We start from the raw sequence: 15974 nt of genomic DNA, 5'->3' as shown, positions 1-15974 counted from the left end.
ATGTCTATGACTTAAAAGGAGGAATAGTGAAAATGAACACTGATTTAATAGTAATTGGTGGTGAACCAGTAGGGTATGTTTCAGCAATTCGAACGGCTCAACTTGGGTTAAATGTTGTAATTGTAGAAAAAAATGAGCTTGGTGGTAGGTACTTGCTTGAATACAGCATTCAAAAAGAGTAACTATAATATAGCCCCTTTTAATATATATTCAATTATAGATATTAAAAGGGGTTAATTTAGTGTATAAAAATTATTTGTAATAAAGTAAGATATATTAATAAATATGATAGAATATATATTATAAATTAAATTTATTAATATAAGGGGGGAACTTTGAGTTCTTATAGATTTCTTGCATTATAAGAACCAATACTTTATGCGGGAATTATTAAATGTAACACTTATAGTAATACTTGTTTTGATAAATGCTTTTTTTGTAGCTTGTGAATTTGCTATGGTAAAACTTCGTAGTTCTAGGATAGATACCATGATAGCTGAAGGTGATGATAATGCAAAAAGATGTAAAATAATAAAAGACAATTTAAATTCCTATCTTTCTGCATGTCAACTTGGTATAACACTTTGTTCACTTGCATTAGGGTGGATGGGAGAATCGACAGTTAAAGAGTTGATTTTACCAGTAGTAAGCATGTTTAATCTTAGTGAAAGTATTATATATACTATATCAATTTCTATTTCTTTTTTAATTATAACAATGATGGAGGTTGTAATAGGAGAACTAGTTCCTAAGGCTTTAGCACTTTATAATACAGAAAGAATAATGTTGAGTACATCTTTTTTATTAATAGGATTTTATAAGTTAACATATCCAGTAATATATTTTTTCAATCTAAGTACTGATTTATTTCTTAAACCATTTGGATACTCACAAGCTGATGAGGTTGCTGAACCCCATACAGGTGATGAAATAAGGCTATTAGTGGAAGAAAGTTATAAAAGTGGACTTATAGATGAATCAGAGCAAAGATTAGTTGATAATATTTTTGAATTTGAGGAAAAGAAAATTAGAGAGATAATGGTGCCTAGAACTGATATGGTATGTATATATGAAAATGATTCAGAAGAAAAGATATTAGCTATTTTAAAAGAAGAAGGTGTTACAAGATATCCAGTATGCAGAAAAAATAAAGATGATATATTAGGTTTTGTACATATAAGAGATTTATATAATCAAAAGATAAATGAAAATAAAATTGAACTAGAAGAGATATTGAGAGAGATTATATATATATCTGAAAATTTAACTATAGATAAAGCTCTTGAAAGAATAAGGAAAGAAAAGCTTCAACTTGCTATAGTTGTAGATGAATATGGTGGTACATCTGGTGTGGTAACAATAGAAGACATACTAGAAGAAATAGTTGGAGAAATTCAAGATGAATTTGACAAAGAAGAGACTCATATTAAGAAAATAGGGGCAGGTTCTTATTTAGTTGATGGGACTGAATCGATTAATTATATTAATAAGTATTTTGGTCTTGATATAGAACATGATGGATTTGACAGTATAGGCGGGTGGATATCGTATATGCTCGGTTCAAATATTAAAGTAAATCAAAGTGTAACTTTTGAAAATTATAATTTTGCGATATTAGAATTGGATAAATTGAGGGTTGTAAAATTAATCATAAAAAGTGTAATATAATTATATCAAAAAATATTGGAGGAATTGTATGCAAAAAGTAGAAGGAATTATTTTTGATATGGATGGAGTTTTATTTGATTCAGAGAGAATCTCTCTTGAATTTTGGATAGAGACGTTTGAAAAGTATGGATATACTATGACTAAGGAAATTTATACATCAGTTATGGGAAGAAATCGTAAGGGGATAATAGAAGGTCTTACAAACATATATGATAGCTCTGTACCAATAATAGATTTGTATGATGAAAAAACTAAAAATATGATTGAATTTATGGATAGAGAAGGAGCTCCTATCAAATTAGGAGTTAATGAATTAATCTCTTTTTTAAAGGAAAGTGGCTACAAAATGGCTGTTGCAACATCTACAAAGAGAGAAAGTGCAGTAAAGAGATTAACCAAAGCAGGGTTAAAGGAGTACTTTGATGCTATAGTTTGTGGAGATGACGTTATAAATTCTAAACCAAATCCAGAAATATTTTTAAAAGCAGCTAAAGAAATGAGCATTAATCCAAAAAATTGTATTGTTATAGAGGATTCACCTATGGGAGTGGAAGCTGCATATAACGGTGGTATAAGATGTATAAATGTACCAGATTTAAAAGAGCCAGATGAAAAAATTAAATCACAATCACATAAGATACTTGAAAATTTATTAGAGGTTAGAGAATACCTAAAAAGTTTGAACTCTAAAGAATGTCACAATCTATAATATAAAATATTAATAAAATAAATTAAATATAATTTATTTTATTTAGAATAAATCCATGAATATGAGAAAAAATAAGTATAAACAATTAGGAGGAATATTCATGGATAATATAGGTTCTCTATTATATTTTTTATTTAATTTTTTCTTGTATGGTTTTATAGGTTGGATAATTGAAAATCTATATAGTTATTATAAACAAGGTCATTTTCAAGAAGATGGATTTTTAAATGGACCATTTAAACCAATGTATGCAATTGCAATGTCGATTATAATAGAGGTCTCAAGGTTTATTGACCCAAATAATATATTTGTATTGCTTTTATTATGTCTAGTAGTGCCAACAGTCGTAGAGTATATTACAGGAATACTTATGAAAGTATATTTTAATAAGGTCTATTGGGATTATTCAGATTATAAATACAATAGTAGAGGGATAGTATGTCTAAAGTTTTCTATATATTGGACTATATTGACTTTTATTGGAGTTAGATATTTTCAAGTATATATAGTTGATAATTTGTATAGTATTATAATTCCTTATTGGCCGATTCTTGTAACCATATTGTTAACAGCATTGTTTGTGGATGAAATTTTTACTATAAAGTTTTTGAGAGGAAATAAAGATATAGTAGAAAGATAGCTTTAAAAATATAGGTTAAATTTAGATTGTAGTTAAAAGAAAGCTATGTTAAAATGGTGAAATAATTTAAAATTAGCTTTCTTTTTTATTTGATAAAATTATTTTGTAATATGGTGATAGGCTATAAAGTCTTCTATTAAAATAAAATGTAGGAAATAGGAAGTGATTTATAATGAATAAAATAAGATTTGGAATTATTGGGACAAGCAATATAGCAAATATATTTTTAAGAGCGGCATCTAGGATTAAAGAATTTGAATTGGTTGCTGTATATTCTAGAGATTTAGAAAAAGCTAGAGAATTTGGAGAGTCACATGGAGCGAATATTTTTTTTGATGATTTAGGACAAATGGCTAAATCGAATGATATAGATGCTGTGTACATAGCTTCTCCAAACGCAATGCATTCAAAGCAAGCTATTACTTGTTTAAAATACAAAAAACATGTGCTTTGTGAAAAATCGTTAGCATCTAATTTAAAAGAAGTCAAATCAATGATAAAAACAGCCAGAGATAATAATGTATTACTTATGGAAGCTATGAGGATTACGTGTGTTCCAAACTTTAGAGTAGTTAAAGAAAACTTGTATAAAATAGGGAAAATAAGAAGATTCTTTGGAAGCTATTGTCAGTATTCTTCAAGATATGATAAATATAAAAATGGAATTGTAGAAAATGCCTTTAAAAAAGAATTGTCAAATGGTGCATTGATGGATATAGGAGTTTACTGTATACATCCTATGGTAAATTTATTTGGAGCTCCAAAGTCCGTGAAGGCAATTTCTCATATACTTCAAACTGGAGTTGATGGAGAAGGTTCAGCTATATTTCAATATGATGATATGGATGCAATAATTCAGTATTCTAAAATAGCTGATTCTTATATACCATCTGAGATACAAGGAGAAGAGGGAAGTATAATAATTGAAAAACTTAATCTATTTGAAAAAGTTATTATTAGATATAGAGATGGAAGAGAAGAAGATATATCTATTTTAAAAGAAAAAGCAAAGGAAAATCCTAGAGAAATAGAAGGAATGTATTATGAACTTGTAGAGTTTATAAGTCTTATAAATAACAATAAAATAGAGTCAAATATAAATTCTCATGAAAATTCAATAATAGTAATGGAAATTATGGATGAGATAAGAAGGCAAAGTAATATTATTTATCCAGCTGATAGTATATAGATTAGGTTATAAAATATATACTAATTTATAATATATAAAATAAATTTAATTAGTACTTCCTTTCTTTTTTTACAATTTCGTAACAGTATTAAAAAAAGTTTTGACGATTTTATTACAATTTTGTAGTTGAATATACGTATCAAAACTAATATGATTAATAATAACATAAATTTGAATATTTTTAGAGGAGAGAAAATATGAGAAAATTGATATACTTTATTACACCTTTTATAATAGGCGTAGTATTTTTATTTGGACTAGACAAATTTCTTGATTCTAAAACTGATGAACTTTTGATGAAGAAAAATCTACTTCCAATTATGGATGATACTTTAAGTGATATAAAAGATAAAGGTGTTACAGCAAATAATCATTTTTTAAGAGAAAAAGATATTATGATTTTAGGGTCATCAGAACTTGGTGATTCAACAAAACAACATCCAAAGTACTATTTTAATACGAATAGGAGCAAAAATAAGGCATTTGCAATTGGGACAGCCTATACTCAGACATTACAAGATACTGCAATATTAGGAAGTATGAATCCTAATATTGATAATAAAAAGGTTGTATTGTTAATTTCTATGCAATGGTTTATGGAGAAAGATGGAGTCACAAGTCACCATTATCAGTCTAGGTTTTCACCAATACAATTTTATCGATTTTTAGATAATCCAAAAATATCTAAACAAAATAAAATTGAATATGTAAAAAAATCAAGTAAGCTATTATGGGAAAGTGAAGAGTATAAAGCAGAAGCATTATATGCGAAGTTATATGAACCTAAGAACTTGTCGGAAAAAGCTGTGAAGGTGATTTTAGAACCTTATTTTCAAGGAAGAAAGTATTGTATAGCTCTTAAAGAAAAAGGAATACTTTATAAACGATTAATTAGGCTAGATGAAAAAAGAAAAGAAAAAAGAAAGGGATCAATAAATTGGTCACATGAGAGAAAGAAAGCTATTGAAGATGCTAAAAAAAGAGTTGGTAAAAATCCGCTAAATATTGATAAACTTTATTATAAAAAGCATTTTAAAGACGGTTTAGAGCAATATAGAGGAAGAGACAAAGACGTAAATTTGTTAACTTCTAAGGAGTTTGAAAGTTATAAACTTATGTTAAATGTATGTACTGACTTAGGTATCAAGCCAGTTGTTGTATTAATCCCAAGTATGGATAAATTCTATGATTTGACTGGTATCTCTGAAAAAGAAAGAAATCAATATTATGATAAAGCACAAAAGATAGCAGAAAGCAAAGGCTTTGAGGTTCTAAACCTTAAAGATAAAGGGTCAGATAAATATTATTTAAGAGATGTAATGCATCTTGGTACGAAAGGATGGGTAGATGTCTGTGAGAGATTATTTAAAATATTTAAAGAGCAATAAGGATTTGTTAACTAGTATCTGTTTAACTATGGTTATAATATTGGCAATAGGAGTTCTAACATTTACTCCATTTAAAGAATTGCCATTTATTTATAACGGATTTTAAAGGAGAATTCTTATATGAAAATTATTGAAGGAGTAAAAAAATATTCAAATACAGATAGAATAGCACTAGTATGTAATGGAGATAAACTTTCTTATAAAGATTTAAATGAGTATTCAGATGCTATATCAGTATTTCTAAAAGATGTATACAAAGAGGAAGATACCCCTATAGTAATTTATGGAAATAAAGAAAATATGATAATGGCATGTATGATAGGAGCTTTAAAATCAGGTAGAGCGTATGTACCTCTTGATATTAGTTTTCCACTTGATAGAGTTTTTGAAGTCACTAAAGAGATAAAACCAAAGGTATTATTTAATTTTAGTGATGAAAAAGATTTTGGTGATATTAATGTAATTGATATGGATAAACTAAAGGACATAATAAATGAATATCAGGGAAAATCATTACATAAAGAAAACTGGGTAAAAGATAATGAAAATGCATATATATTATTTACTTCAGGAAGTACAGGAAAACCAAAAGGAGTTCAAATAAGTTCAAACAATTTGGATAGCTTTTCGGATTGGATAAGCCCATATCTAAACATAGATGGAAGTGAAAAAGTAATAATGAATCAAGCGGCATATTCTTTTGACCTTTCAGTTACAACAATATATCCTGGTCTTATCCATGGAGCTACATTATTTTCAATATCAAAAGATGTATTAGCAGACTACAAAGAACTATTTAGACAATTTGGTATGTCAGATATAGCTATATGGGTATCGACTCCTTCTTTTGCAGGTGTATGTGTAACAGAAAAAGAGTTTAATAGTAAAATGCTTCCTAAGCTTGAGTCAATGATATTCATAGGAGAAGCACTTTCAAAAAATCTTACTAGAGAACTTATGAGTAGATTTCCAAATACAAGAGTTATCAATGGATATGGACCAACCGAAGCTACTGTTGGTGTAAGTGTAAACGATATGACTCAGGAAGCTATAGATGATGAAAAGAGTCTTCCAGTTGGATACCCTATGTCAAATTGTAAAATAAAAATACTTGGTGAAGATGGAAATGAACTTAAAGAAAATGAAAAAGGTGAGATTATAATAATTGGACCATCAGTTTCTAAAGGTTACTTTAATAATAAAGAAAAGACTGATGAAGTATTTTTCTATGATGAAATAGATGGTGTAAAGTGGAGGGCTTATAAAACTGGAGATATTGGATATCTTTTAGATGGAAATATATATTATTGTGGAAGAAAAGATTTTCAGATTAAATTAAATGGATTTAGAATTGAAATAGAAGATATAGAAAATAACTTGAGAAAAGTACATAATGTAAAAAATGCAGTAGTTTTACCGATATATAAGGACGAAAAAATTGCTTACTTAAAAGGTATTGTTGAGTTAAATGAAAAGAATGATTTAAGTAATATTAAAAATGGGATGATAATAAAAAAGGAACTGGGAAAATATATACCTTCATATATGATTCCAAGAAATATTTCAATAATCTCTGAGTTTCCAACAAATATCAATGGTAAAATAGACAGAAAGAAACTTATGGAGGAAATTTAATGATTTTTTCACAGTATGGAGATTATTTTTATCTTTATATATTATTATTAACATCAATACCAGCAGTAATTTTAGGTCTAATGGGCAAGAATATAAAGTATTATGGTATGTTGGCAAGTTTATTTATGATATTCCTAATAGTAGGAATGGATGTCCAACTAAAGTACTTGGTAATATTTATTATTCTTGAAGTAATAATAGTTAAAGGATATGAATATGTAAGAAGAAAAACTAAAAACAAATACATATATTGGAGTTTTTTGTTTGTATCAATGCTTCCAATAATAATCAATAAAATATCTCCAGTTACTTCTTTTGGAGTGATTGGATTTATTGGAATATCATATTTAAATTTCAGAACTATACAAATGGTTATTGAAATTTATGATGGTGCTATAAAAGAAGTTAAAATTTCAAAGATGCTTTATTTTATGTTATTTTTTCCAACCTTGAGTTCTGGACCTATTGATAGGTCAAGAAGGTTTGAACAAGACTTGGAAAAACAAATATCTAGAAAAGAATATCTAGAAGAATACTTACTGACAGGAATAAAAAATATTGTCATGGGAATAGGTTATAAGTTTGTTATAGCATTTTTGATAAATACATATTGGGTATCGATAATACCTAAAGATATGAGTTTTATAAATATTTTAAGTTATATGTATGCATATAGCTTGTACCTATTCTTTGATTTTGCAGGATATAGTTTATTTGCTATAGGTACAGGGTATATATTTGGAATACAAGTACCTATAAACTTTGACAAGCCATTTATCAGTAAAGATATGAAGGAGTTTTGGACAAGATGGCATATAAGTCTTTCAAGATGGTTTGGAGATTATATTTTTTCTAGATTTGTCATGTCATCAATGAGAAAGAAAAGATTTAAGAAAAGAACTACTGCTGCCCATGTAGCTCAGATGATAACCATGATAACAATGGGGTTTTGGCATGGTCTAACTTGGTATTACGTTGCTTATGGTGTATACCAAGGTTTGGCACTTGTTTTAACTGATATATATCAGAGAAAATCTAAATTTTATAAAAAACATAAAAAAGAAAAATGGTTCGAGAGAGTACAAATTTTCATTACATTCCACATTGTGTGTTTTGGATTGCTGATATTCTCTGGTTATTTAGCTTAATTTTAAGGAGGCAATTTTATGCAAGAAACAGTTATAGAAATATTTGAAGACGTATTAGGGACTGATGAGATAAGAGAAGATTTAGACCTTAATTTATTTGAGACGGAGCTTTTAGACTCATTAGCTATAATTGAAGTTTTACTTGAAATTGAAAATAGACTAGGAATAGAACTTCAACCAACTGATTTAGAGAGAAAAGATATGTCTACTGTAAATAATTTAGTAAAATTCTTAGAGACAAGGAAATAAATTAGTAATTAGGTTTTAAATATTTATTTATAAAATAAAATTTTACAAAGTCCATCTTATACTAATATTTGATGGACTTTTTTTATGATAATACATAGTATTTTGAAGTGAACTTCGATTAAGTAAAAAAATTTAACATATAAATATGATTTCGTAAATCTTAGGTATTATTGTAATATTATAGGAGCAAAATATATTATATTTAGGAGGAAAATTGATGTCTTTAAATTCCATAGATAGAAAAAAAGAAATACTTAAATTATTAGATTCAAAAGGTAAGGTAAACACTAAAGAGCTAGTAAAAAGATTAGAAGTATCATCAGAAACAATAAGAAGATATTTGGAAGAATTAGAAAATGAAAATAAATTAAAAAAGGTATATGGTGGTGCTATAAAAATAAACTATGGAGTGATTGAACCAGAACATATAAAGAGAAATAATACTAACTTAGATAAAAAGCAAAATATTGCTAAATATGCAGCTAAGTTTGTGAATGACAATGAGTCAATCATCATAGATGAAGGTACTACCAATTTGCAGATTGTAGATTATATAGTGTCTATAAATAATTTAAAGATTGTTACAAATTCTTATCCAGTTCTATCAAAATTGATTTCTTATGAAAATCAAGGCTTATTTGATGGAGAAGTTATATTTATTGGAGGAAAAGTAAATTTAAAGCATCAAAGAACAGCATGTCCAATGTCAATAGATATTATGAAAAATTTATATGTAGATAAAGCTTTTATATCTAGTGAAGGTATACTTGATAGCTTTGGAATTAGTAGTATAGACCAAAATAAGGCATTGTTATCAAAAGAATATATAAAAAATTCAAAGGAAAGTTTTGTATTGTGTGATAGTTCTAAAATAGGAATTGCTAGTATGTATAAGATAGTAGATTTGGAAGAATTAGATTTTGTTATTTGTGATGTAGAGCCTCCAAATGAATGGAAAGATAAGTTAAATGAGATAAATATAACATGGATAGAAGCAAAATAAACAACATAATTTCATGTAATGCAACTAGGCTTAATAAAACCAAGTTCAAAAAATATAGTCAGTTAATAGATTAAGATTAGAAAGTAAATTTTAGATTGTAATTTAGAGTTTTATGGAAATTTGATATATAATAAAAAACAACTAGAAACAAATAAAAACAACTAAAAACAGAAATTTAATATATATTTAACCTAAATATGATGTATAATTAACATATGAAAGTTATACTTTAAAAGTAAAAACAATTAAAAACACAAAAATTCTAAAAAGAATCTATGGAGGCTATAAATATGAAAAAGATATATGGAGAAAAAATAAAAGCAGTAGTATTTGATTGGGCTGGCACAACAGTAGATTATGGATGTTTTGCACCTCTTAATGTATTTATAGAGATATTTAAAAGAAGAGGTATAGATGTAACAATGGAAGAAGCAAGAAAACCTATGGGAAAATTAAAGATAGACCATATAAGAGAAATGTGTGAAATGGATAGAATAAAAAATCTTTGGTTAGATAAGTTTGGTAAAGTGCCAACTGAGGAAGATGTAAATGAACTTTATGCTGAATTTGAGCCAATGCTATTTGAGACATTAGAAGAGTATACAACTCCAATTCCTCATGTTGTTGAAACTATTGAAAAATTAAGAAAAAATGGATTAAAAATAGGTTCTACAACAGGTTATACAAGAGAGATGATGAATATAGTTGAACCAAATGCAGCAAAGAAAGGATACTCACCAGACTTTCTTGTAACACCATCAGAAGTATCTCAAGGAAGACCATACCCTTGGATGTGTTATAAAAATGCTGAAGCTTTGGGGGTATCACCTATGAGTTCTATGGTAAAAGTAGGAGATACAATAAGTGATGTAAAAGAAGGTGTAAATGCAGGAATGTGGAGTGTTGCTGTAATAAAGGGCTCAAGTGAATTAGGTCTTACACAAGAAGAAGTAGATAACATGGATAAAGAAGAGCTAAAAGTTAAGATGGATACAGTTTCAAAGAGATTTAAAGAAGCAGGGGCACATTTTGTAATAGAAACTATGGCTGAATTAGAAGAGGTTTTAATAAAAATAGAAAATGAAATTATTAAATCAGACTTTGTACCAGAAAATGATTACATATTACTTACACCAGGACCACTATCTACTACTAAATCAGTAAGAGCATCTATGTTAAAGGACTGGTGTACTTGGGATGTTGAATACAATGACTTAGTACAAGATGTTAGAAGAAGATTAATGTCTTTAGGAACAAAAAATACAGATAAATACACGAGTGTATTGATGCAAGGAAGTGGGACTTTCTCAGTGGAAGCTACAATAGGAAGTACTATTCCAGAGGATGGTAAACTTCTTGTAATTGCAAATGGAGCATATGGAAAGAGAATGAAAGATATATGCAATTATCTTAATATAGAATTTGTTGATTGTACATTTAAAGATATAGAAGCAGTTGATTTAAATGTAGTAGAAAATTTATTAAAAGAAAATAAAGATATAACACATATATCAATGGTTCACTGTGAAACTACTACAGGTAGATTAAATCCTATACAAGAGGTAGGGAAACTTGCAAAAGAATATAATAAGATTTATATAGTTGATGCTATGAGTAGTTTTGGGGGAATTGAGATTGATGTTGAAGACTTTAATATAGATTTTCTAGTTAGTAGTTCTAATAAGTGTATACAAGGAGTACCTGGATTTGGTTTTATAATAGCCAATAAAGAAGAATTATCTAAATGTAAAGGTATAGCTAAGTCATTGTCCCTTGATGTATATGCACAATGGGAGACTATGGAGAAGAACAATGGCAAATGGAGATTTACTTCACCTACACATGTTGTAAGAGCTTTTTATCAAGCTTTATTAGAACTAGAAGAGGAAGGTTCTGTTGAAAAAAGATATGCTAGATATAAAGAAAATCAGTTTACAATAGCTTCAAGATTAAAATCTTTAGGTTTTGACACTTTGGTAAATGATAGTGCTCAATCACCTGTAATAACAACTTTTTTATACCCTAAAAATGCAAATTTTGAATTTATGGAATTTTATACTTATCTAAAAGAAAATGGATTTGTTATTTATCCAGGTAAATTGACTGATATAGATACGTTTAGAATAGGTAGCATAGGAGAAGTTTATCCAACAGATATGGAGAGATTGGCTGATGTAATCGAAAAATTCATCAATATGTAGATGATAATGGATTATAAGTTATTATAGAGTTTTGAGGCTCGTATTTAGGCGTTTATATAATAAATATATAAATATTGAATAATAGGGATGTATTTTACTTAAACCACAAATCTAAGAAATTTGGATTTATAGTTTGGATATAATATTTTCTCTATTATTTTTTTATGATTATTTATAGAAATTAAAATAGGAATTAAATAAGGGTTGTTTTATTGCATATAATTATTACACTTGACAACGTAACAATGTTTTGTTATATTAAGCTCAAGGATAAAATGCGTTAATGAAAGGATATCATTATGAATGAAGGATTAAATTCACTAAACTTTAATATAAAAAACTTTGTTGTAAATGGAAAAGCTGTTATAAAGAGATAATATTAAAGCTGAACGTGTAAGAGTGAATGGGCAACTTAGTATAGATGGAGATGCAGAAATAGATGACTTGGTTATAACTGCTCAACAGAAAGTTGATGGTAAACTGAAATGTAATAATGTTACAATAAAAGGACAATTAAGTATAAATGAAAATATGTATGCACGAGATATAAAAATATATGGTGAAATGAGAAATAAAGCAAATATAGAATGTGAAGATATAAAGGTATATGGAGCTATAAAATGTGATGGTCTTTTAAATGGAGAAAATATATATGTTTATTCAGGAGGAGGTTCTTACTGTAAGGAGATAGGTGCAACTAATATACAAATAGGAAGAAATAAAAATGCTTTTCAATTAATTAAAATTATTAATATTTTTTCTAGAAAATTTAAATGTGATTTGATAGAGGGAGATACTATTGAATTAGAAGATGCATCAATAAAAGATATACGTGGAAAAAATATATCTTTAGTAGATAATTGTGATGTTGGAGATATTGAATACAGTGATAATTTATCAATTTCAGATAATTCTACTGTAGAAAACAGTATAAAGGTGGGCTAGAGAAGTTATGGAAGAATTAATATCTAAGAAAGATTTACTGAGTAAAACTAATATATCTTATGGGCAATTATATAGATGGAAAAGAAAAAATATTATACCAGAAGAATGGTTTATAAAAAAATCAGCTTTTACAGGTCAAGAAACTTTCTTTCCAAGAGATAAAATACTAGAGAGAATAGAACTAATATTATCTATGAAAGAAGAGACTTCTCTTGATGATATTGCAAATATGTTTATGAAAAAAGATACTAATAAAGAGTTTGATATTGATTTTATTCTCAGTAAAGAAGTTATATGTAATTATACAAAGGAAATATTTCAAAACTTATATAAAAAAGAGCTGAGTATAGGTAAAAAAGAACTACTTATATTGAATGTAATAGAGAAATTCTTAGTTAAATCCACAATAACTTTTGAAGAATTAAAACTGATAGTGAACATAATAGAAGAAAACTTTACAGCAATATATAATGAAAATGGTAAAATTTATTTGTTTAGAAAGTTTGGAGTTCCATTTGTAGTAGGATGTCTGGATTATAAAAAAGTAAAATTTGAAAAAGATATGGTTAAGATTGTTGAGATTGACTTAATGAAAGAAATAAATGATATAAGTATAAGGTTATCATAGTAGACTATCTTATATAATGTATTATAATAACTTACTTAAAATACATTTTATTTAAATACTGGGTTTAAAAATTAGATTTTTACAAGTATATAAAAATTAAAGATATATTTAGATAAGCTATAGGGATTAATGAATAATAAAACGAACCATGATGAATTACTATAAATTGTATTCAAATTACATTTTATATTTATAGTAATCTCTATGGTTCATTTTATTGCTATTAAGATAATACGGTATTTATAAAAATATTTAATATAAATATAGTAAATTGTTTAAATATAATGATTACCTTAATTTATTCAAATAATGAGTTTTTAAAATCTAAGAAATATCCTTGTGGATGAAGACATACAGGACAAGCTTTTGGAGCTTCTTTACCTACATGGATGTGTCCACAATGTGTACATATCCATTGTATATCTTCATTTCTTCTAAATAAAGTACCTTCTTCTAAATCAGTAGCATATCTACCAAATCTATCACCGTGAACCTTTTCTATTTCAGCTATATTTTCAAATAATTTAGCTATAGATTCAAATCCTTCTTCACGTGCTGTTTTTCCAAAGTTTTTATATACATCATCCCATTCTTGAAGCTCATTATGTTGTGCAGCTTTAAGATGTTGTGCTGTTTTATCATATAAATCTACAGGATATGCTCCTGATATATTTATATTTTCACCAGCAAATTCTTTTAGTTTAGAAAAGAATTGTTTTGCATGTGATTTTTCTTGGTCAGCAGTATAATTAAATAAAGATTCTATTATATATAATCCTTCTTTTTTTGCTACAGATGCAGAAATATTGTATCTATTTCTAGCTTGACTCTCACCTGCAAAAGCTCTTAATAAATTTTCTTTAGTTTTACTATCTTTTAAATTCATATTCTACCTCTCTATCACAATAAATTTTTACAATATTTGATTCTTTTTATTTATTATTCCAATAGGAGATATAATTATGCTCAATTTGGTCAGCATTTTTAAAATTATCATTAATTTTTTTTAAAATTCTAAGAAATTCTTGTTTTTCATTTTCTGTAATATTATGGTATGCTGTTTCTTTAACTTGTGTTGAGATACTATTAAATGTATCTTCTATAAGTAATGCCTTTTCTGTAAGCTTTATATACGTGACACGTTTGTCATTAGTACATTTTTGTCTTTCTATATATCCTAGATTTATAAGTTTATTAACCAACACTGTAACAGTAGATTTATCCTTTCCTATTTTAGTTGCAATTTCTTTCATTGTAAGTATTCCATTATTTTCATAAAGTGCAGTTAAAATATTTCCATGAGTAGGTATCAATTCATCTAAACCATTTTTACTAAGTTTATTTTCAATGAATTTAATCATATTAGCCTTTGTTTTACTTATAAAATGTATAATATATTTATCTTCCATAAATTATTCTCCAATCTTTAATCTATTTAAATTAGTTTGACATAAAACTATTTATAAACTATAATTAGTTTAACATAAAACTAAATGTATTGGGAGGAAATTTATGAATAAAAAATTTAAATCATTATATATTACAGAAGAAGAAGGAAGTTTTAGAAAAAATATAGTTGAAAGAGAAATAGACACATTGCCAGAAGGCGAAGTTTTAATAAAAGTAAAATATTCTTCTCTAAATTACAAAGATGCACTTTCTGCAAATGGAAATAAGGGTGTTACTAGAAAATATCCTCATACACCAGGAATTGATGCATCTGGTATAGTAGAATATAGTAGTTGTGATGATTTTAAAATTGGAGAAGAAGTTTTAGTGACAGGTTATGATTTGGGAATGAATACTTCTGGTGGTTTTTCAGAGTATATAAGAGTTCCTTCTAGTTGGATAGTCAGACTTCCAAAAAATCTTTCACTAAAAGAAGCAATGGATTATGGTACAGCAGGATTTACAGCAGCTTTATCTGTATACAAATTTATAAATTCTGTAGGTAATGATATGGGAGATGTATTAGTTACTGGTGGTACTGGAGGGGTTGCTGTAATTGCAACTAAAATATTGATTAAATTAGGTTATTCAGTTGTAGTTTCAACAGGAAAACTAGAAGAACAAAAAGAAGTATTGCTAAATTTAGGTGTTAAAGATGTTATACATAGGTCAGAATTGGATGATAATTCAGGTAGACCTCTACTTAGACCAAGATGGGCTGGAGTAATAGATACAGTAGGAGGAAATACTTTGTCAACAGCAATAAAGACAACTGATTATTGTGGAGCAGTGACAACTTGTGGTAATGCAGGAGGAATTGAGTTTACAAGTTCAGTATATCCATTTATCTTAAAGGGAATTACTTTATATGGTATAGATTCTGTAGAATGCCCAATGAACTTAAGATTAAAAATATGGGACTTATTATCAAATCAATGGAAATTGGACGATTTGGACGATATGGTAAATGTAGTATCATTAGAAGAGTTAAATGATAGTATAGATTCAATAATGGCAGGAAAACACGTGGGAAGAACAGTAGTTGATTTAGAAAAAATATAAGTGATTAAGTTTACGATTAGAACTTTAGGTTTTAAGTAAAAATGAGATACTTTAAATTTA

15 protein-coding genes and 1 pseudogene are annotated in these 15974 nt (G+C 27.2%); 14 read left to right on the top strand and 2 right to left on the bottom strand.

Translation table 11 applies throughout. The annotated features are described in order from the left end of the window. Positions 1-32: 32 nt before the first annotated feature. From JJC02_13860 to JJC02_13800, 13 genes and pseudogenes are all read left to right on the top strand, one after another. On the top strand, positions 33-182 hold the full coding sequence (locus tag JJC02_13860) for an FAD-dependent oxidoreductase (protein ID UDN53972.1): 150 nt from the start codon (positions 33-35) through the stop codon (positions 180-182). Between the two features lie 196 nt (positions 183-378). Continuing rightward, a complete protein-coding gene (locus tag JJC02_13855; GenBank protein ID UDN53971.1) occupies positions 379-1668 on the top strand; it encodes an HlyC/CorC family transporter in 1290 nt (429 codons plus the stop codon). A gap of 28 nt (positions 1669-1696) precedes the next feature. Beyond that, complete coding sequence (locus JJC02_13850; protein ID UDN53970.1) at positions 1697-2377, top strand: HAD family phosphatase; 681 nt, start codon at positions 1697-1699, stop codon at positions 2375-2377. Between the two features lie 100 nt (positions 2378-2477). Continuing rightward, positions 2478-3017, top strand: coding sequence for a putative ABC transporter permease (locus JJC02_13845; GenBank protein ID UDN53969.1), 540 nt, complete (start codon positions 2478-2480; stop codon positions 3015-3017). 172 nt (positions 3018-3189) lie between these two features. Continuing rightward, positions 3190-4206, top strand: coding sequence for a Gfo/Idh/MocA family oxidoreductase (locus JJC02_13840; protein ID UDN53968.1), 1017 nt, complete (start codon positions 3190-3192; stop codon positions 4204-4206). Between the two features lie 197 nt (positions 4207-4403). Beyond that, a complete protein-coding gene (gene dltD, locus JJC02_13835; GenBank protein ID UDN53967.1) occupies positions 4404-5594 on the top strand; it encodes a D-alanyl-lipoteichoic acid biosynthesis protein DltD in 1191 nt (396 codons plus the stop codon). 120 nt (positions 5595-5714) lie between these two features. Next, positions 5715-7229, top strand: a complete 1515-nt coding sequence (locus JJC02_13830; protein UDN53966.1) for a D-alanine--poly(phosphoribitol) ligase — start codon at positions 5715-5717, stop codon at positions 7227-7229. Then, positions 7229-8377 (top strand): D-alanyl-lipoteichoic acid biosynthesis protein DltB, encoded by a 1149-nt coding sequence (gene dltB / locus JJC02_13825; GenBank protein UDN53965.1) that lies wholly within the window; start codon positions 7229-7231, stop codon positions 8375-8377. The genes JJC02_13830 and dltB overlap by 1 nt, the downstream gene beginning before the upstream one ends. Positions 8378-8395: 18 nt before the next feature. After that, positions 8396-8626, top strand: a complete 231-nt coding sequence (gene dltC, locus JJC02_13820; protein ID UDN53964.1) for a D-alanine--poly(phosphoribitol) ligase subunit DltC — start codon at positions 8396-8398, stop codon at positions 8624-8626. A 217-nt stretch (positions 8627-8843) separates the two neighbouring features. Next, positions 8844-9629, top strand: coding sequence for a DeoR/GlpR transcriptional regulator (locus JJC02_13815; GenBank protein UDN53963.1), 786 nt, complete (start codon positions 8844-8846; stop codon positions 9627-9629). Positions 9630-9919: 290 nt separating this feature from the next. Continuing rightward, a complete protein-coding gene (gene phnW / locus JJC02_13810; protein UDN53962.1) occupies positions 9920-11830 on the top strand; it encodes a 2-aminoethylphosphonate--pyruvate transaminase in 1911 nt (636 codons plus the stop codon). A gap of 299 nt (positions 11831-12129) precedes the next feature. Beyond that, a pseudogene (locus tag JJC02_13805) lies at positions 12130-12775 on the top strand (polymer-forming cytoskeletal protein). 7 nt (positions 12776-12782) lie between these two features. Beyond that, a complete protein-coding gene (locus JJC02_13800) occupies positions 12783-13403 on the top strand; it encodes a YhbD family protein (protein ID UDN53961.1) in 621 nt (206 codons plus the stop codon). A gap of 298 nt (positions 13404-13701) precedes the next feature. Here JJC02_13800 and JJC02_13795 read toward each other — a convergent pair whose 3' ends face one another. Then, positions 13702-14289, bottom strand: coding sequence for a rubrerythrin family protein (locus JJC02_13795; GenBank protein ID UDN53960.1), 588 nt, complete (start codon positions 14287-14289; stop codon positions 13702-13704). 46 nt (positions 14290-14335) lie between these two features. Beyond that, positions 14336-14812 (bottom strand): MarR family transcriptional regulator, encoded by a 477-nt coding sequence (locus tag JJC02_13790; GenBank protein ID UDN53959.1) that lies wholly within the window; start codon positions 14810-14812, stop codon positions 14336-14338. A gap of 103 nt (positions 14813-14915) precedes the next feature. On the opposite strand from JJC02_13790, the gene JJC02_13785 reads away from it, so the two are divergent. Continuing rightward, positions 14916-15914, top strand: a complete 999-nt coding sequence (locus tag JJC02_13785; GenBank protein UDN53958.1) for a YhdH/YhfP family quinone oxidoreductase — start codon at positions 14916-14918, stop codon at positions 15912-15914. Positions 15915-15974: the final 60 nt, after the last annotated feature.

The sequence above is a fragment of the Clostridioides sp. ES-S-0054-01 genome, assembly GCA_021561035.1.
Taxonomy (GTDB): domain Bacteria; phylum Bacillota; class Clostridia; order Peptostreptococcales; family Peptostreptococcaceae; genus Clostridioides.
This window is presented reverse-complemented; position numbering and strand designations above follow the sequence as displayed.

Bases quoted from the DNA above. Each gene is read 5' to 3' on its own strand.
- JJC02_13790 (UDN53959.1), bottom strand. From the start codon at position 14,812: ATGGAAGATAAATATATTATACATTTTATAAGTAAAACAAAGGCTAAT.
- JJC02_13855 (UDN53971.1), top strand. From the start codon at position 379: ATGCGGGAATTATTAAATGTAACACTTATAGTAATACTTGTTTTGATA.
- dltD (UDN53967.1), top strand. From the start codon at position 4,404: ATGAGAAAATTGATATACTTTATTACACCTTTTATAATAGGCGTAGTA.
- JJC02_13800 (UDN53961.1), top strand. From the start codon at position 12,783: ATGGAAGAATTAATATCTAAGAAAGATTTACTGAGTAAAACTAATATA.
- dltC (UDN53964.1), top strand. From the start codon at position 8,396: ATGCAAGAAACAGTTATAGAAATATTTGAAGACGTATTAGGGACTGAT.
- JJC02_13815 (UDN53963.1), top strand. From the start codon at position 8,844: ATGTCTTTAAATTCCATAGATAGAAAAAAAGAAATACTTAAATTATTA.
- JJC02_13845 (UDN53969.1), top strand. From the start codon at position 2,478: ATGGATAATATAGGTTCTCTATTATATTTTTTATTTAATTTTTTCTTG.
- JJC02_13785 (UDN53958.1), top strand. From the start codon at position 14,916: ATGAATAAAAAATTTAAATCATTATATATTACAGAAGAAGAAGGAAGT.
- phnW (UDN53962.1), top strand. From the start codon at position 9,920: ATGAAAAAGATATATGGAGAAAAAATAAAAGCAGTAGTATTTGATTGG.
- JJC02_13850 (UDN53970.1), top strand. From the start codon at position 1,697: ATGCAAAAAGTAGAAGGAATTATTTTTGATATGGATGGAGTTTTATTT.
- JJC02_13795 (UDN53960.1), bottom strand. From the start codon at position 14,289: ATGAATTTAAAAGATAGTAAAACTAAAGAAAATTTATTAAGAGCTTTT.
- JJC02_13860 (UDN53972.1), top strand. From the start codon at position 33: ATGAACACTGATTTAATAGTAATTGGTGGTGAACCAGTAGGGTATGTT.
- dltB (UDN53965.1), top strand. From the start codon at position 7,229: ATGATTTTTTCACAGTATGGAGATTATTTTTATCTTTATATATTATTA.
- JJC02_13830 (UDN53966.1), top strand. From the start codon at position 5,715: ATGAAAATTATTGAAGGAGTAAAAAAATATTCAAATACAGATAGAATA.
- JJC02_13840 (UDN53968.1), top strand. From the start codon at position 3,190: ATGAATAAAATAAGATTTGGAATTATTGGGACAAGCAATATAGCAAAT.